This is a genomic window from Pseudomonas monteilii NBRC 103158 = DSM 14164 (genome assembly GCF_000730605.1).
Lineage (GTDB): Bacteria > Pseudomonadota > Gammaproteobacteria > Pseudomonadales > Pseudomonadaceae > Aquipseudomonas > Aquipseudomonas monteilii.
The window spans coordinates 38,625-55,443 of the sequence record NZ_BBIS01000042.1; the positions used below are offsets into that span (position 1 = coordinate 38,625).

Genomic DNA, 16,819 nt, shown 5'->3' on the forward strand with positions numbered 1-16,819 from the left:
GATGAGGCCAGCCCAGACAACAAAAAAATCACTGTATGACCACCAGACCCTGCCTCCAATTAAAAGAACCAGAGGGTACCCGTCATGTCCAGCACCACACTTGACCCATCCACCGTCGACGGCCCCGCGCTCAGTGCCGAACGCCAGGCCCTGCGCAAGGCCGCCCGGGCCAGTTTCATGGGCAACTTCGTCGAGTGGTTCGACTACGCCGCCTACGGCTACCTGGCCACCATCATCGCCGCCACCTTCTTCCCGCAAACCGATAAGACCACCGGCTTGCTGGCCACCTTTGCAGTGTTTGCCCTGTCGTTCCTGGTGCGGCCACTGGGCGGCATTGTCTGGGGCCATTTCGGCGACCGCCATGGCCGGCGCAACGCACTGTCGTGGTCGATCCTGATCATGTCGGTATCCACCTTTTGCATTGGCCTGTTGCCCGGTTATGCGCAAATCGGCCTGTGGGCACCCTGCCTGCTGTTGCTGATCCGGCTGGTGCAGGGCTTTTCGGCTTCGGGCGAGTACGCCGGTGCCGCCGCGTTTTTGGCTGAATACGCACCGCCTGGACGGCGCGGCTTGTACACCAGCATCGTGCCGGCCAGCACCGCAGCGGGGTTGCTGTTTGGTGCGGCATTCGTGGCGGTACTGCACGAGCTGCTCAGCAGCGAAGCCCTGCATGAATGGGGCTGGCGGCTGCCGTTCCTGCTGGCGGCGCCGTTTGGCCTGGTAGGGCGTTATATCCGTATGAGCCTGCAGGACACCCCCAAATTTCTGGAGATGGAGCAGCGCCTGGAAAACAAAGCCTGCATGGCGCGGGCGCCAATACGCGAACTGATGAGCCAGCACCGCCGCAGCCTGGGTATCGGCATTGGCGTTACCTGCCTGAACGCCGTGGCGTTCTACCTGCTGCTTAGCTACATGCCGACCTACCTGTCCACTGAAATGGGCATGAGCGAGCGGGATTCGTTCATTGCCTCGACGGTGTCGCTGGCCACCTATATCGGCTTGATTTTCCTGATGGGGCGTTTGTCCGACCAGTTTGGCCGCAAGACCATGCTGGTGGTGGCGTCGCTGTTGTTCCTGGGGCTGACCGTGCCGTTGTTCCGCCTGCTCGATGGGCAGCCGCTGGTGGTGATTCTGGCGATCCAGATTTGCTTCGGGGCGATACTGGCGATGAACGACGGGACCTTGCCGTGCCTGCTGGCGGAGATTTTCCCGACCCGGGTGCGTTTCAGTGGCTTTGCCCTGAGCTTCAATCTGGCCAACGCGCTGTTTGGCGGGACTGCGCCGTTCATTGCCACCTGGCTGATCCAGGTGACCGGCAGCAAGCTGGCGCCGGCGGGGTATTTGCTGGCGGCGGCACTGGTCGCGCTGGTGGCCATGCTGATGTGTCGGGAAACGGCGCACTCGGCTCTTGAAGATTAGTTGACCTGTACCGGCCTCTTCGCGGGTAAACCCGCGAAGAGGCCGGTAAAAGCAATACAAAAACTTGAATTAATGCAGCGAAGCCTGCCGCCGCTCCCCCAGCGGCGACAACCCGAAGAATCGGCTATAGCTCTTGGAAAAATGCGCCGGCGAACTGAACCCGCAAGCCAGTGCCACCTCTCGCACCTGCACATCGCTGCGCAGCAGCAACTCCCGCGCCCTCGACAGCCGTAACTCCAGGTAATACTGGCTGGGCGTACGCTGCAGGTACTTGTGAAACAGCCGCTCCAACTGGCGCACGGTCACTTCATTGAGGCTGGCCAGCTCTTCCAGCCCTAGCGGTTCTTCCAGGTTGGCTTCCATGATCGCCACCACCTGGCTCAGCTTGGGTTGGGCGCTGCCCAACAGGGTGCGCAGCGGCACCCGCTGGCGCTCGCGCTCGCCCCGCATGCGGTCGCACAGCAACAGCTCGGCCGCCTTGGCCGCGATGTCCTGGCCGCCAGCCTCGCGGGCTACCAGTTGCAGCATCATGTCCATGGCTGCCACACCGCCCGAGCAGGTGTAGCGGTCGCGGTCCAGTTCGAACAGCTGGCTGGAGATCACGATGCCGGGGAAGTGTGCCTGCAATGTCGGCAAGTCTTCCCAGTGGATGGTGCAGCGGTAGCCCTTTAGCAGTTCGGCCTTGGCCAGCAGGTAGCTGCCGGTACAGATACCGCCCAACGGCATGTGTTGGCGGGCCAGCTGGCGCAACCAGTCGATCAACGGACGGTTACCACGACTACGGTCGATGGGGTTGGCACCCACCACCAGCAGGGTATCCAGTGCGGGCGCGTTGGCGATGCTGTAGTCGGGTAAGACGCGCATGCCGTTGCTGGCCGTCACTGGCGCATCGTCTGCTGCGATGAGCACACTGCGAAACAGTGGCTTGCGCGCGGCCAGGTTGGCCATGCGCAAGGTTTCTACCGCCGAGGCCAGGCCGATGGTGGTGAAATTGGGCAAAATCAGAAAGCCGAAGGTCTTCGCGGAACAACTCTTTACAATAGACGGCGATGGGGTTGCAGAAGCGGGGTGGACCATTGCGCTGTTCCTGTGCAAGCTGAGGCATAGTTCGTCAGGGGCAGTGAGAAAATACAGCCTCGCGTGGTTCTTGTTTTTATAGGTCGTTGCCGGGTCGATCTTACACCCCCGGCGCAGCGACCAGGAATGGCCCCGCCGGCTGGCAGGGCCGACAGTGATTGCACAGAGAAGGTGATCGTTCGTGAACCCCGAATCCATGCTGGCGGCATTGCCAGGCTACGCCATGTCGCCCGAGTCGATCCAGGTGCTGCCCGATGCCAAGGCCTACCGCGCCTGCCTGTTCGAGCGCATCCGCGCCGCAACCCGGCGCATCGTCATCGTTGCGTTGTACTTGCAGGAAGACGAGGCCGGCCAGGAAGTGCTGGATGCCTTGTACCAGGCCAAGGCCGAGCGGCCGGGCCTGGAAATCACTATCGTGGTCGACTGGTTCCGTGCCCGCCGTGGCCTGCTCGGGGCCGGTCGCCAGCCGGGTAACGCCGCCTGGTACCAGGCCCAGCGCCAGTTGCGCGGGCTGGATATCGTCATTCACGGGGTGCCAGTGCAGACCCGTGAGTTGTTCGGTGTGTTGCACCTGAAGGGCAGCATCATCGACGACTGTGTGATCTACACCGGCGCCAGCCTGAACAACGTGTACCTGCACCGCTTCGACCGTTATCGCCTGGACCGCTATCACCTGTTCCAGTCGCCAGCGCTGGCCGACGCCATGGTCGGCCTGGTAGCGCGCCTGCTGCACCACACCGCCACACCACGCCTCGACTTGCCCGCACCACCCGCCACCCGTAGCCTGCGCGGCGACATCCGGCGCTTGCGTGCGCGGTTGCGGCGCATGGCGTACGAGGCACCGGCCGCCGTGCCTGGGGAGGGGTTGCGGGTGGTGCCACTGTTGGGCGTGGGCCGTGGCAACCCGTTGAACCGGGCGCTGTGCGCCCTGCTAGCGGCGGCGCGCACGCACATCATCATCAGCACGCCGTATTTCAACCCGCCACGGGTGGTGATGCGCGAGCTCGATCATGCGCTGGAGCGGGGCGTGCACGTTGAGCTGATCGTGGGTGACCGCACGGCCAACGACTTCTACATCGCCCCCGGTGAGCCGTTCAGTGCCAGTGGCGCTTTGCCTTATCTGTATGAAGACAACCTGCGAGGCTTCGCCCGGCGCCGCCACGCGGCCATTACCCGTGGCCAGTTGGAAGTGCGGATCTGGAACGATCCCGGGCATACCTTTCACGCCAAGGGCGTGTGGGTCGACCAGCGCTATTCGCTGCTGACCGGCAACAACCTGAATCCGCGCGGGTTCAACCTGGACCTTGAGAACGGCCTGCTCATCGATGACCCGCAGGGGCAGTGGCTGGCGCCACGAGAGGCGGAGCTGGCCGAGTTGCGCCGGTTTGCGCCGAAAATCGGCTCGGCCGACGCGTTGGGGGTCAAGGCCGAGCACCCCAAGGAAGTGCGCAAGTTCCTGCGGCGGTTGCGTTATAGCCGGTTGGAGCCGTTGATCAAGCGGGTGCTCTGAGCCCTTGCACCCTTCCAAAAGCCATGCCCGCGCCTACAGGGACCGTGCCGGCTCGGCGACCTTAGCTAAGCCTGTGCTTGTCTGAGTGCTCACGGGCGGGCAACGGGTGCGTTTTATCGGGTGAATGCATCGCGATTTGAGTGGTGAACACGACCGCTTGATGTCAATATGATATTGCTTGCGCACGACCATGGACAGGGGCTGGGCTATCATTTGCAGGCAACCGTGCAAGGCCCCTCTGAAAAGTCATCACGAGTGCATACAATCGGGCCTTTTCTTCGTTAACCAGATAGGCCAATGCGTATATGGCGCTAGATCCACCCACGATGCTGACCATCTCGGTCGCCCTGGCAGCAGCAGCTGCGTTGTACCTGGCGATTGAGTGGCGCAGCGTCCGCGAAACCTCTTTGCTGTTCTGGAGTGCAGGTTTTGCCACCATTACTGTCGGCTGTGTTCTGGCCTTGCTACGTGGGATCGGCTTGCTGTTCATCGGCATCTGGTTCGCCAATGGCTTGCTGGTGGTTGCGCACTGGTTTTTCCTGATGGGCGTGTTGCGTTTTACCCAAGACCGTTTGTCTCGGGCCTGGTTATTGGTTGTGGTCGTGTGGTTCGCCTTGCTTTTGCTGCCCGTGGGGGCGCAGTGGTCGAAGGTGATGTTGATGGTCAACTCGCTGCTGGTGGCCGCGCTGACGTTGAAGGCCAGCTTCCTGTTACGGCCGCACGGCAAGTCGCTGAGCGTGGGGGCGGTGCAGCTGCGTTATGTGTTGCTGCTCCACGGGCTGTTCTACGTGGCCAAGGCGGTCATTGCGATCACGCCGGGCACCTTGATTGATCTGGCCACCTTTGGCGGGCTGATCATCCAGATTTCCCTGGTCGAAGGGGCGATGGCGATCATGCTGATTGCCTTGTCGATGACCGGCACCGTGCGTTATAGACGCGAGGAGCGGATTGCCCGGCTGGCCGCGCGCGACCCGTTGACTGCGCTCTACAACCGGCGCGCGCTGGAAGTGCGGGCCGGGCATTTCTTCAAGGAAGTGAGCCCGGCTCAACCCGGGGCCTTGATGCTGATCGACATCGACAACTTCAAGCTGGTCAACGACCTGCATGGGCACATAGCGGGTGATCGCTTGCTGATTGCCCTGAGCGAACTCATTCGCACGGTGCTGCCCGAGCGCTCGCTGGCAGCGCGTTTGGGCGGAGATGAGTTCGTCATCTTGCTGTGCGGGGCGAGCAGTGAGCGGGTCATGGAGTTGGGTGGGCTGTTGCGTGAACAGTTCCAGCAGTACGCCAGCAAGACCGTACCTACACCGCAGGCCGTCACCTTGAGTATCGGTGCCAACCTGTTCGACCAGCCACCGGCCAGCCTGGCGGCGTTGATCGAGCAGGGGGATGTGGCGTTGTACCAGTCCAAACGCAGTGGGCGGGACAGTATCCGGTTTGTAGAGCGGCCGATGGCAGACCTTAGCCAATAGACGATCGGTGCCGCCAAGCGGCCCCGATGGTATGGGCTATCAGGTCACCACCTGGTAGCACGGTACATATGCCGCGCCGCCGGGCAGCTTCATCCGGTGCTGGTCGACGAAGGCCTGCAACAGCCGGCCCAGTGGGTCCAGCACGGCGCTGTCGCCACGGATCTGGTACGGCCCGTGCTCCTCGATCAGGCGGATGCCCTTGTCTTTCACGTTACCCGCAACAATGCCGGAAAACGCCCGGCGCAGGTTGGCTGCCAGTTCATGGGGCGGCAGCTCGCGGCGCAGGTCCAGCTCGGCCATGGCCTGGTGAGTCGGGTCGAACGGGCGCTGGAAGCTCTCCTCGATCTTCAGCAGCCAGTTGAAGTGGAAGGCATCGTTACGCTCGCGGCGGAACTGCTTGACCTCTTTGAGCCCTTCGACCATGTGCCGGGCAACTTCCGCCGGGTCGTCGATGATGATTTCGTACAGCCGGTGCGCCGCTTCACCCAAGGTTGCGCCGACAAAGGCATGCAACTGCTGCAGGTAAGGCTCGGCACTGCGCGGGCCGGTGAGTACCACCGGGAACGGCAGGTTGTGGTTGTCCGGGTGCATGAGGATGCCGAGCAGGTACAGGAACTCCTCGGCCGTGCCGGCACCGCCTGGGAAGATGATGATGCCGTGGCCGACACGTACGAAGGCTTCCAGGCGCTTCTCGATGTCCGGCAGGATCACCAGTTCGTTGACGATAGGGTTGGGCGCTTCGGCGGCGATGATGCCCGGTTCGGTCAGGCCCAGGTAACGGCTGCCGTGCATGCGCTGCTTGGCGTGGGCGATGGTGGCGCCCTTCATCGGCCCCTTCATCACGCCAGGGCCGCAGCCGGTGCAGACGTCCAGTTTACGCAGGCCAAGCTCGTGGCCGACCTTCTTGGTGTACTGGTATTCCTCGGTGCTGATCGAGTGGCCGCCCCAGCACACCACCATTTTCGGCTCCACGCCCGGGCGCAGGGTGCGCGCGTTGCGCAGCAGGTGGAAGACGTAGTCGGTGATGCCCTGGGAGCTTTCCAGGTCGATGCGCTGGCTGGCCAGTTCGCTTTCGGTGTAGACGATATCGCGCAGGGCGCTGAACAGCATTTCACGGGTGCTGGCGATCATTTCGCCATCGACGAAAGCGTCGGCCGGGGCATTCAAGAGCTCCAGGCGAACACCGCGGTCTTGTTGGTGGATTTTTACCTCGAAGTCCTTGTAGGCCTCGAGAATGGTCTTGGCATTGTCGACATGGGCGCCGGTGTTGAGGATGGCCAGGGCGCACTGGCGGAACAGGGTGTAAAGGCTACCGGTACCGACTTCACTCAGTTGCTGCACTTCACGTTGTGACAGCGTTTCCAGGCTGCCTTTGGGGCTGACGGATGCATTGATGACATTGCGTTGAGGCATCTAAGTCTTTCCTGTGCGGGTAAAACATCCTTCTTTGACAACACCATACCGAGAAATGTGGGCGGCAACGAGAGGGCTAGTGAAAAAGCTTGAGGCCGGGTTGGCTTCTTCGCGTTTTTACCCGCGAAAAAGCCAACCCGGCCTCAAGTCAGCCCAACAGCTTCTGCACGCCGAGTGTAATCGCCAAACCACCCCCGACCAGCCACAGGTTGAGAATCGCCCCGGTCGCCAGCGCCTTCGGCCCAGCCTGGCGGATCTGGCTGAAGCGGGTTTCCATCCCCAGTGCCGTCATGGCCATGGTCAGGGCAAAGGTGTCCAGGCTGTTCACCGCCTGGGTCACGCTACCAGGCAGCACCTGCAACGAGTTCACCAACACCAGCGCGAGGAAGCCGAAGGCGAACCAGGGCATGGCGATACGCCCATTGCCCTGCGCTTGGCCGGCTTTACGCGAACGGCTGATCCACAGGCCTACCACCAACAATACCGGCACCAGCAACATGACCCGGGTCATCTTGACGATGGTTGCGATATGGGTGGCTTCAGGGCTTACGTTACTGGCGGCGCCAACCACCTGGGCCACTTCATGAACAGTGCCGCCCAGGAACAACCCGGCCCCCATCGTGTCGAGGTGCAGCCAGCCGGCGTTGATGGCCAGCGGGTACAGGAACATCGACAAGGTGCCGAACAGCACCACGCTACCGACTGCCATGGCGCTCTTGTGCGGGGCACTGCGCAGTGCCGATTCGAAGGCCAGCACCGCAGCGGCGCCGCAGATGGCGCTACCGGCGGCCGTCAGCAAGGCGGTATCGCGGTCCAGCTTGAACAGTTTCATGCCGCACCACAGGCCGATCAACAGCGTGCTAGATACCACCAGCAGCGACACGATAAGCCCCGACCAGCCGACTTCGGCGATCTCCTGCAGGCTAACGCGCAGGCCAAAGAAGGCCACGGCGATGCGCAACAGGCCGCGCGCAGAAAAGTTGATACCCGCCGCCCAGCTAGCCGGTACGCCGTCACGCAGCGCGTTGCCATACAGCGCACCGGCGACAATACCGACGATCAGCGGGCTGATGCCCAGGTTGGCGATGGCGGGCATGGCGGCCAGCTGAGTGACCGCGAGCGCGAACAACGCCACGAACAGGATGCCATTGAGCCGCCCTCGGGTAGAGAGGGTAGGTGCAAAAGCAGGGTTGGACGGAACCGTGGCCATGTGAGTCCTCCGGAAAGGTGTTTCGACAAGGCCTACGTTAATCTGGTTATAAGCTTATAAAAAATCGTAATTTAGGATGGCAAATATCCGAATAGCTGATATTTTTTATTCATGACCCCAGAACAGCTGATAACGTTCGCCACCGTTGCCGAGCATGGCAACATCAGCCATGCGGCCCAGGCCCTGCATCTGTCGCAGCCGGCGGTGTCCGGCCAGCTCAAGCTGTTGCAGGAGGCGTTTGGCGAGCCGCTCTATCAACGTGCCGGCCGTGGTGTACGGTTGACGGCGGCTGGCGAGCAACTGCTGGCCCATGCCGAGCGCCTGCGTGAAACCTTTCGTCAGGCGCAGGCGCTGCGCGAAGCCATGCGCGGGCTGGAGCGCGGGACCTTGCGCATCGGTGCCAGCACCACGCCGGCCAGCTACCTGCTGCCTTACTTGATTGCCGATTTCCACGGGCGCTATCCAGACGTGCTGGTCAGCACTTCACATGGCAACACGGCGGAAATTGTTGCCGCCCTGGACAGTGTCGATATCGCCCTGATTGAAGGACCGCCGGGACAGGAGCTGCCGCTGGGCACGGAAGTGACGGCATGGCGTGAGGACGAGATCGTAGCCATCGTGCCACGGGGTCACCCCTTGGCTGGCAGTGATCAGCAGACGCTCGCGTCACTGGGAGCCTGCCCATTGGTGCTGCGCGAAAGCGGCTCGGGTGTGCGGCAAATCGTCGAGCGGGCGTTTGCCCGTGAGGGTGTGGCGATGCGCGTGGCGCTGGAGATTGCCGGGGTAGAAGGGGTAAAGGAGGCGGTGCGGGCCGGGATGGGGGTTGGCTTTGTGTCGGCGATGTCCATTCGCCATGAAGATGGGGCGCTGCACCGGCTGCAGGTTACGCCGCAGGCGCTGGTGCGGCGGTTTTCCATTCTGGTGCCGCATGCGGCCACCCCGTCACGGGCGGCCGCGCGGTTTCTTGAGTTGTGTGTTGATCTGTGAGGGACCGAAACGGGTGAAGTCTATTCACCTTGAAGATCTTTCTGTATTAGGTGGGGGACGTGCTGCCAGGTCCCGAAGTCCGCTACCTGATAGCACCATCACGAGGGTCGATGCCACCAGGTAGCCTGTCAAAAATGTCAGTGTTCACAGCACCCGTATCTATTTAAGGTGAAGGCATACGGTGCTTGAAATCTGGAGTAGTTTACGATGGAGTGCAGTCTTCTAAAGGCTGGGTTACAGAATCTCCCGAGTCATGGTCAACCCTACGCGCCTTACGGTTTTTCCAGTGAGTCATACCATTCGCCCATTGTCGGATTCGTCGGCCAGTGCCGTGACGCGGTAAGTGGCTTGATTCGTTTAGGAAATGGTCGGCGTATGTACAGTCCCTCCGTCTGTCGTTTTACCAGTCCTGATAGCTTGAGCCCGTTTGGAGGCGGCGGAGTCAATGCGTACGCCTATTGCGCTGGCGATCCAGTGAATTATGTCGATCCTTCTGGACAAAGCAGGTACGGTGCTTCGGCGCAAGCACGCATAGATCGTCATATTCTGGATGGTCGAGCCTTGGGGGCTGCAAAGCTCCCGAAGAGTTTGCGCCCTCAGCTTGAGCATTTCAGGCTAGCGGCTAGAAAAATGAACGGAGGCAACGTTCCGGGTGACGCTGTTGTTGCGCGGTTATATAAGAAACAAAATCCACACAATGCGTACAATCGTTGGGACCTCAAGTACTCGTTTGAGACGAGTAGCTTCACTGCGGATTTTGTGTATGGGAATGCTATTGTATCTTTGCCGGCTGGTAAGTATGCGGTGAGCAGGGATGTCTTTATCTTGGGTGTTGGGGGTTACCAGCCTGCTCGCGGGCTCAAAAATTATAAAACTTATGAGGTTGGTAAAGAAAGTCTGGAGGTTTTTTATCTTCCCGCCGCTCAGCACGAAAGACCGTCTCTTGCAAACTCTGCATGGCCAGAAGTCTGGAAAGAAATGTGGGACATACGTTGTCTAAGGGAAATTGACAAGTTTGATAGTGTGCTTGAAAGGTACAGTCCACCAGCAGCTCCATCGCCTCCCCCTCGACGTCCTTAACCAGAAACGCTTGCCTTCTCGCCTACATGGAAGAAGCGCGGCATGCGTTGAGCCGCGCTAAAAAGTTGTTCAATGCGCGCATCGGCTGGTATTCGCTTGCTCAGCAGATGCCTTGCGCGCTTCCAACCCTTCCAGGCTCTTGACGAACAGGAACTGCGACAGCCAGGTTGACCCAGTCGCTGCCTGCCAGGCGGGTGCTGCCCAGGTGGGTGAAGGCAAACGGCGCCACCAACGCGGCCACCCCAACGTTCTGCCAGAAGGCCACCTGCGTGGCGTTCATGCTCGAACCGTTGCGACGGTTGGCCACGGTCAGCAGGGCGAACGCCAAGCCCCAGTGCAGGCCGATGGTGCCTTTGTCCAGCAGGTCGAAAGTCGGTACCACCAACACAAGGCCGGCGGTAACCATCTTGCGGGCGACGTGTGCTTGCTTGCTCGCGATATCGGCAGTTGCCTTGCTACGCCGCGTTACTCTTCGCCGTAGTTCATGATCGACAACAGGCGGATGGGCACCTGCACCAGCTGTTCGGGGCCATGCGGGGTTTCACCGTCGAAGGTCAGGCTGTCGCCGGCATGCATGTGATAGAGCTGGTTGCCATGGCGGTACACCAGTTCGCCTTCCAGCAGGTGGAGGAATTCGGTGCCCGGGTGGGCGAAGGTCGGGAACTCTTCGCTGGCGTCATCCATGCTCACCATGTACGCCTCGAAGTTCTTTTTCGGCCCCCTGGCGTGATTGAGCAAATGGTAGGTGTGGCCCTTCTCGGTGCCGCGGCGCACCACCTCCAGCCCTTCGCCGGCCTTCACCAGCAAGGCATTGCCGTCGGGCTGGTCATATTGGCTGAACAGCTTGGCCATCGGCATGCCCAGTACATCGCACAGGCGGCTGAGGGTGTCGAGGCTGGTGGACACCTGGGCGTTCTCGATCTTGCTCAGCATGCCTTGGCTGATGCCGGCGATGCGCGCCACGTCGGCGAGCTTGAGGGACTGGGCCTGGCGCTGGCGCTTGATCTGCAGGCCTAGGTACTGCTCCAGGCGAAGGCGCGGTTCGGTTTCGGTCGACATCGAATGTCCTGCACGGTTTCAGTTCAAGAATAAAGATTTCGCACTGGGAAAGTGCGAAAAGCAGCTGCGTTGACTGCTTCTTTCCTCGGGTGAAAACAAGTTTCCCATAAATAGAGCATAAATATCAGCCTGGGTTTTGAGTGGCCTGTGCGGGCCTCATCGCGGGCAAGCCCGCTCCTACAGGGGCTGCGGTGCATTTTTGCAGGAGCGGGCTTACCCGCGATGAGGCCAGATCAGGCGATACACAAGGGCGCTGTGGACAGAGTTGGCAAGTGCATTGCATTCCTGTAAGGAAAGTAAGTTTCTCGTGCGGAATCATTGCCCCTTACCCAGGAGTGTTCAACCCATGTTGCCAGCAGAAACCCAGCGCACCCTCGACCAGCACGGCATCAAGTACGTGCTGGCGCAGTTCGTCGATATTCATGGCTCGGCGAAGACCAAATCGGTGCCGGTCTCGGGCCTGAAGATGGTGGCCGAGGAGGGCGCCGGCTTTGCCGGGTTCGCCATCTGCGGCATGGGCATGGAGCCGCACGGCCCGGACTTCATGGCCCGTGGCGACCTTTCCACCTTGATCCCGGTACCGTGGCAGCCGGGGTACGGCCGGGTGGTGTGCGTGGGGCATGTCAACGGCCAGCCCTGGCCTTACGACAGCCGCTATGTGTTGCAACAAACAGGTGCAACGCCTGGCCGACAAGGGCTGGACCTTGAACACCGGCCTGGAGCCGGAATTCAGCCTGTTCCGCCGTGACGAAGGCGGCAAGCTGCAACTGGTGGATGCCTCCGACAACCTCGACAAGCCCTGCTACGACTACAAGGGCCTGTCGCGCTCGCGGCTGTTTCTCGAGCGCCTGACCGAGGCCCTGCAACCGGTAGGCTTCGACATCTACCAGATCGACCACGAAGACGCCAACGGCCAGTTCGAGATCAACTACACCTACAGCGACGCCATGGAGTCGGCCGACCGCTTTACCTTCTTCCGCATGGCCGCCGGTGAAATCGCCAACGACCTGGGGATGATCTGCTCGTTCATGCCCAAGCCCGACCCCAAGCGTGCCGGCAATGGCATGCACTTCCACCTCTCGCTGGCCAGCCGCACCAACAAGAACCTGTTCCACGACGCGTCCGACAGCAGCGGCATGGGCCTGTCGAAGCTGGCCTACCACTTTGCCGCAGGCTTGATGGCCCACGGCCCGGCGTTGTGTGCCTTTGCGGCGCCAACGGTCAACTCCTACAAGCGGCTGGTGGTGGGGCGTTCCTTGTCGGGTTCGACGTGGGCGCCGGCCTTCGTGGCCTGGGGTGCCAACAACCGTTCGGCGATGGTGCGCATCCCGTATGGCCGCCTGGAGTTCCGTCTGCCGGACGCCGGTTGCAACCCGTACCTGGTTACCGCCGCGATCATCGCCGCCGGGCTCGATGGCATCGACCGCCAGTTGGAGCCGGGCGAGATGTGCAACGAGAACCTTTACAACCTCAGCCTCGAAGAAATTGCTGCACGCGGCATCAAGACCCTGCCGCAATCGCTGAAGGAAGCCGCCGACGCGCTCGAAGCCGACCCGTTGTTCCGCGAGGTGTTGGGCGCCGAGATTGTCGACGAGTTCATCAAGCTCAAGCGCATGGAGTGGGTGGAGTACTGCCGCCATGTCTCCGACTGGGAAATCCAGCGTTACACCGAGTTCTTCTGACCGCCCCAATCCTCTGGGCGGCCAATACGACAGCGACCGCCCACTGCCTAGTAAGGAGCATCACCATGTGTGGAATCGTAGGTCTGTACCTGAAAAAGCCCGAGCTGGAGGCCCAGCTTGGCAAACTCTTCGAACCCATGCTCGAAGCCATGACCGACCGTGGCCCGGACAGCGCAGGCTTTGCCATCTACGGCGACGAGGTGGCGGATGGCTGGGTCAAGCTGACCCTGCAAGCCACGGATATCAACTACGACTGGGCCACCCTGATGGGCCAGCTGGAGGGGCGCCTGGGCTGCTCGCTTGACGGGTTCCAGAATGCCAGCGCGGCGGTACTCAAAGTGCATACCAGCGAAGCGGCTGCCCGCCAGGCACTGAGCGAACTGGCCCCGGCCGTGCGCATCATGAGCGCCGGGCAAAGCATCGAAATCCTCAAGGGTATGGGCCTGCCGGCTGAAATCTCCAGCCGTTTCGGCCTGGCCGGCATGAAGGGCAGCCACATCATTGGCCATACCCGCATGGCCACCGAAAGCGCCGTGACCATGGAAGGCAGCCACCCGTTTTCCACCGGTGCCGACCTGTGCCTTGTGCACAACGGCTCGCTGTCCAACCACTTCCGCCTGCGCCAGGAACTGAAGCGCGAAGGCATCAGTTTCGAAACCGATAACGACACCGAAGTGGCCGCCGGCTACCTGACCTGGCGCCTGCAGCAGGGCGATACCCTGGCCCAGGCCCTGGATGGCGCGCTGGAAGACCTGGACGGCTTCTTCACCTTCGCCATCGGCACCCGCAACGGCTTTGCCGTGATCCGCGACCCGATTGCCTGCAAGCCGGCAGTGCTAGCCGAGACCGAAGACTACGTGGCCATGGCCTCGGAATACCAGGCACTGGCCAGCCTGCCGGGTATCGAGCATGCCAAGGTCTGGGAGCCGGCTCCGGCCACCCTGTACGTCTGGGAGCGCGAAAGCGCCTGACCTGCCACCGAACCTCTGGAGAACCTTATGAAAACGATCGACCTTTCCAGCACTTCGGTGCGCGTGCTCAACCAGTCCCTGCACGGTGAGGTACAAGACCACGAATGGCGGGTGACCCACCCCGACGGCAAGCACAACCTGGCCGTGGGCATCAACGCGGCCGTGGCGGTGGATATCGAGGGCCACGCCGGTTACTACTGCGCCGGCATGAACCAGCAGGCTAGCGTGACCGTGCATGGCAACGTGGGCGTGGGCGTGGCCGAAAACATGATGTCTGGCTCGGTGCGGGTCAAGGGCAGTGCCTCCCAGGCCGCTGGCGCCACCGCCCATGGCGGGCTGCTGGTGATCGAGGGTGATGCCGGTGCCCGTTGCGGCATTTCCATGAAAGGCGTGGACATCGTGGTGGGCGGCAGCATCGGCCACATGAGCTGTTTCATGGGCCAGGCCGGGCGCCTGGTGGTGTGTGGTGATGCCGGCGATGCGTTGGGCGACTCGCTGTACGAGGTGCAGATTTACGTCAAAGGCTCGGTGCAGTCGCTGGGCTCGGACTGCATCGAAAAAGAAATGCGCGCCGAGCACCTTACAGCGTTGCAGGAGCTGCTGAACAAGGCAGGCCTGGAGCACAAGGCCGCCGATTTCAAACGCTACGGCTCGGCCCGCCAGCTGTACAACTTCAAAGTCGACAACGCCAGCGCGTACTGATCCAGGAGCATTGCCATGAGCGAACAATTCCCCCCGGTACTGCGTGAGTCGGCCACCTTCGATCGCCTGACCATCCAGGAAATTCAGCGTGCCGCCGAAACCGGCATCTACGACATTCGCGGTGGTGGCACCAAACGCCGTGTGCCGCACTTCGACGACCTGTTGCTGCTGGGTGCCAGCGTGTCGCGCTACCCGCTGGAAGGCTACCGCGAGAAGTGCGGCACCGATGTGGTGCTGGGCAACCGGTTTGCGAAAAAGCCGATCCACCTGAAAATCCCGGTGACCATCGCCGGCATGAGCTTCGGCGCGCTGTCGGCCAATGCCAAGGAAGCGCTGGGCCGTGGTGCGACCATCGCCGGCACCAGCACCACCACCGGCGACGGCGGCATGACCCCGGAAGAACGCGGCCAGTCGCAGCACCTGGTGTACCAGTACCTGCCGTCGCGCTATGGCATGAACCCGGATGACCTGCGCAAGGCCGATGCTATCGAGATCGTCCTCGGCCAGGGCGCCAAGCCGGGCGGTGGCGGCATGCTGTTGGGCATGAAAGTCACCGAACGGGTGGCCGGCATGCGCACCTTGCCGATTGGTGTCGACCAGCGCAGCGCCTGCCGCCACCCGGACTGGACCGGGCCGGACGACCTGGCGATCAAGATTGCCGAGATCCGTGAAATCACTGACTGGGAAAAGCCCATCTACGTGAAAATCGGCGCCAGCCGCCCGTACTACGACGTCAAGCTGGCAGTGAAGGCCGGTGCCGATGTGATCGTGCTCGACGGCATGCAGGGGGGGACTGCGGCGACGCAGGAAGTGTTCATCGAACACGTCGGCATCCCGATTCTGCCGGCCATCCCGCAGGCAGTGCAGGCCCTTCAGGAAATGGGCATGCACCGCAAGGTGCAGCTGATTGTATCGGGTGGCATTCGCAACGGTGCCGACGTGGCCAAGGCCATGGCACTGGGCGCCGATGCGGTGGCCATTGGTACGGCGGCGTTGATCGCCCTGGGTGACAACCACTCGCGACTGGACAGCGAACTGAAGAAGATTGGCTCGGCGGCCGGCTTCTATGACGACTGGCAGAACGGTCGCGACCCGGCCGGCATCACCACCCAGGACCCGGAGCTGGCCAAGCGCCTGAACCCGGAAGAGGCCGGGCGCCGATTGGCCAACTACCTGCGCGTACTGGTGCTGGAAGCGCAGACCATGGCACGGGCGTGTGGCAAGTCGCACCTGCACAACCTGGACCCGGAGGACCTGGTGGCGTTGACCGTGGAAGCGGCGGCGATGGCACGGGTGCCGCTGGCGGGGACTGCGTGGGTACCGGGCCAGGCGCAGTACTGATCTACCCCGACACCGCCGGCTGCCAGCCGGCGGTTTTCATTGCACAGGAGTGACTCTATGAAGCTTGCCCTTGCTGTTGTGCTGTTCGCACTGACACCGCTGGCCTATGCCGCGCAACCCACCCTGGACACCGGCAACACCGCCTGGATGATCTGCGCCGCGATGTTCGTGCTGATGATGTGCATACCCGGCCTGGCGCTGTTCTACGGTGGCATGGTACGGGCGAAGAACTTCCTTTCGGTGTTCACCCAACTGTTTGCCGTAGCGGGTGTGATCGGCATCCTTTGGGTGCTGTTTGGCTACAGCCTGGTGGTCGACACCACGGGTATGGTCGAGGGGCAGTTGACCTTCAACAGCTTCATCGGCGGCCTGGACAAGGCGCTGATGCTGAACATCGGCCACGACAGCCTGGTGGGCACGATCCCGGAAGGTGTGTTCGCGGTGTTCCAGCTGACGTTCGCCATCATCACCCCAGCGCTGATTGCCGGTGGTTTTGCCGAGCGCATGAAGTTCAGTGCGTCGTTGCTGTTCATGGGGGCCTGGTTCGTGCCGTGACCCGGCTGAAACAGGCATTGGGGTATGACGACAGCCTGGACGTGTTCGGGCTGCATGGCGTGGGCGGGATGGTCGGTGCGATTCTGACCGGGGTGTTTGCTGCACCGGGGTTGGGCGGTTATGTGGAGGGCGTATCGCCGATAGGGCAGGCGCTGGTGCAGTTGAAGGGGGTGGCGTTCACCTTCGTCTACTGCTTCGTGGTGAGCTGGGCGATTCTTGGGGCCATCAAGCTGACCGTGGGCCTGCGGGCCAGTCGGGAAGAGGAAGAGCAGGGGCTGGACCTGGCGGAGCACAATGAGCGGGCGTACAACCTCTGATGGCAAGTGGTCTGTGCTGGCCTC

At 62.0% G+C, this 16,819-nt stretch carries 13 protein-coding genes and 3 pseudogenes; 11 read left to right on the top strand and 5 right to left on the bottom strand.

The genetic code is table 11. The features are described from left to right. The first annotated feature begins 84 nt into the window (after positions 1-84). Positions 85-1,419, top strand: coding sequence for an MFS transporter (locus PM2_RS21100; protein WP_016715688.1), 1,335 nt, complete (start codon positions 85-87; stop codon positions 1,417-1,419). A gap of 69 nt (positions 1,420-1,488) precedes the next feature. Here PM2_RS21100 and cahR read toward each other — a convergent pair whose 3' ends face one another. Beyond that, positions 1,489-2,496: a transcriptional regulator CahA gene (gene cahR / locus PM2_RS21105; protein WP_028699619.1), complete on the bottom strand. Its 1,008-nt coding sequence runs from the start codon at positions 2,494-2,496 to the stop codon at positions 1,489-1,491. A gap of 181 nt (positions 2,497-2,677) precedes the next feature. Here cahR and pssA point away from each other — a divergent pair, with 181 nt between their 5' ends. Then, complete coding sequence (gene pssA, locus PM2_RS21110) at positions 2,678-4,006, top strand: CDP-diacylglycerol--serine O-phosphatidyltransferase (protein ID WP_028699618.1); 1,329 nt, start codon at positions 2,678-2,680, stop codon at positions 4,004-4,006. A gap of 326 nt (positions 4,007-4,332) precedes the next feature. After that, on the top strand, positions 4,333-5,478 hold the full coding sequence (locus PM2_RS21115; RefSeq protein WP_028699617.1) for a GGDEF domain-containing protein: 1,146 nt from the start codon (positions 4,333-4,335) through the stop codon (positions 5,476-5,478). Between the two features lie 39 nt (positions 5,479-5,517). Here PM2_RS21115 and ppnN read toward each other — a convergent pair whose 3' ends face one another. Together ppnN and PM2_RS21125 are read right to left on the bottom strand one after the other, a co-directional pair. Beyond that, positions 5,518-6,891: a nucleotide 5'-monophosphate nucleosidase PpnN gene (ppnN, locus tag PM2_RS21120; protein WP_016715692.1), complete on the bottom strand. Its 1,374-nt coding sequence runs from the start codon at positions 6,889-6,891 to the stop codon at positions 5,518-5,520. Between the two features lie 148 nt (positions 6,892-7,039). Beyond that, complete coding sequence (locus PM2_RS21125; RefSeq protein ID WP_016715693.1) at positions 7,040-8,101, bottom strand: YeiH family protein; 1,062 nt, start codon at positions 8,099-8,101, stop codon at positions 7,040-7,042. Positions 8,102-8,212: 111 nt separating this feature from the next. Here PM2_RS21125 and PM2_RS21130 point away from each other — a divergent pair, with 111 nt between their 5' ends. The 3 genes and pseudogenes from PM2_RS21130 (at position 8,213) to PM2_RS30255 (ending at position 10,168) form a co-directional block, all read left to right on the top strand. After that, positions 8,213-9,088, top strand: coding sequence for a LysR family transcriptional regulator (locus PM2_RS21130; RefSeq protein ID WP_028699616.1), 876 nt, complete (start codon positions 8,213-8,215; stop codon positions 9,086-9,088). 207 nt (positions 9,089-9,295) lie between these two features. Beyond that, positions 9,296-9,529: pseudogene (locus PM2_RS32115) on the top strand (RHS repeat-associated core domain-containing protein); the annotation flags it as partial. 33 nt (positions 9,530-9,562) lie between these two features. Continuing rightward, entirely contained in the window at positions 9,563-10,168 is a 606-nt protein-coding gene (locus PM2_RS30255) for a hypothetical protein (protein WP_230852993.1), read from the top strand. Between the two features lie 100 nt (positions 10,169-10,268). On the opposite strand, the gene PM2_RS21135 is transcribed toward PM2_RS30255, so the two are convergent. Together PM2_RS21135 and PM2_RS21140 are read right to left on the bottom strand one after the other, a co-directional pair. Then, positions 10,269-10,574: a hypothetical protein gene (locus tag PM2_RS21135; RefSeq protein WP_028699614.1), complete on the bottom strand. Its 306-nt coding sequence runs from the start codon at positions 10,572-10,574 to the stop codon at positions 10,269-10,271. 59 nt (positions 10,575-10,633) lie between these two features. Then, positions 10,634-11,227, bottom strand: coding sequence for a helix-turn-helix domain-containing protein (locus tag PM2_RS21140; RefSeq protein WP_016715694.1), 594 nt, complete (start codon positions 11,225-11,227; stop codon positions 10,634-10,636). A gap of 346 nt (positions 11,228-11,573) precedes the next feature. On the opposite strand from PM2_RS21140, the pseudogene glnT reads away from it, so the two are divergent. From glnT to PM2_RS21165, 5 genes and pseudogenes are all read left to right on the top strand, one after another. Continuing rightward, positions 11,574-12,909 (top strand): annotated as a pseudogene (gene glnT / locus PM2_RS21145) (type III glutamate--ammonia ligase). A gap of 65 nt (positions 12,910-12,974) precedes the next feature. Continuing rightward, positions 12,975-13,880 carry a class II glutamine amidotransferase gene (locus PM2_RS21150; protein WP_016715696.1) on the top strand — a complete coding sequence of 302 codons (906 nt, stop codon included), beginning with the start codon at positions 12,975-12,977 and terminating at the stop codon, positions 13,878-13,880. Between the two features lie 27 nt (positions 13,881-13,907). Beyond that, entirely contained in the window at positions 13,908-14,582 is a 675-nt protein-coding gene (locus PM2_RS21155; RefSeq protein ID WP_025754498.1) for a GltB/FmdC/FwdC-like GXGXG domain-containing protein, read from the top strand. A gap of 15 nt (positions 14,583-14,597) precedes the next feature. Further along, positions 14,598-15,923, top strand: coding sequence for an FMN-binding glutamate synthase family protein (locus tag PM2_RS21160; protein WP_028699613.1), 1,326 nt, complete (start codon positions 14,598-14,600; stop codon positions 15,921-15,923). Positions 15,924-15,980: 57 nt separating this feature from the next. After that, positions 15,981-16,795, top strand: a pseudogene (locus PM2_RS21165) (ammonium transporter). Positions 16,796-16,819: the final 24 nt, after the last annotated feature.

Bases quoted from the DNA above. Each gene is read 5' to 3' on its own strand.
- PM2_RS21100 (WP_016715688.1), top strand. From the start codon at position 85: ATGTCCAGCACCACACTTGACCCATCCACCGTCGACGGCCCCGCGCTC.
- cahR (WP_028699619.1), bottom strand. From the start codon at position 2,496: ATGGTCCACCCCGCTTCTGCAACCCCATCGCCGTCTATTGTAAAGAGT.
- PM2_RS21115 (WP_028699617.1), top strand. From the start codon at position 4,333: ATGCTGACCATCTCGGTCGCCCTGGCAGCAGCAGCTGCGTTGTACCTG.
- ppnN (WP_016715692.1), bottom strand. From the start codon at position 6,891: ATGCCTCAACGCAATGTCATCAATGCATCCGTCAGCCCCAAAGGCAGC.
- PM2_RS21125 (WP_016715693.1), bottom strand. From the start codon at position 8,101: ATGGCCACGGTTCCGTCCAACCCTGCTTTTGCACCTACCCTCTCTACC.
- PM2_RS21130 (WP_028699616.1), top strand. From the start codon at position 8,213: ATGACCCCAGAACAGCTGATAACGTTCGCCACCGTTGCCGAGCATGGC.
- PM2_RS21135 (WP_028699614.1), bottom strand. From the start codon at position 10,574: ATGGTTACCGCCGGCCTTGTGTTGGTGGTACCGACTTTCGACCTGCTG.
- PM2_RS21140 (WP_016715694.1), bottom strand. From the start codon at position 11,227: ATGTCGACCGAAACCGAACCGCGCCTTCGCCTGGAGCAGTACCTAGGC.
- PM2_RS21150 (WP_016715696.1), top strand. From the start codon at position 12,975: ATGTGTGGAATCGTAGGTCTGTACCTGAAAAAGCCCGAGCTGGAGGCC.
- PM2_RS21155 (WP_025754498.1), top strand. From the start codon at position 13,908: ATGAAAACGATCGACCTTTCCAGCACTTCGGTGCGCGTGCTCAACCAG.
- PM2_RS21160 (WP_028699613.1), top strand. From the start codon at position 14,598: ATGAGCGAACAATTCCCCCCGGTACTGCGTGAGTCGGCCACCTTCGAT.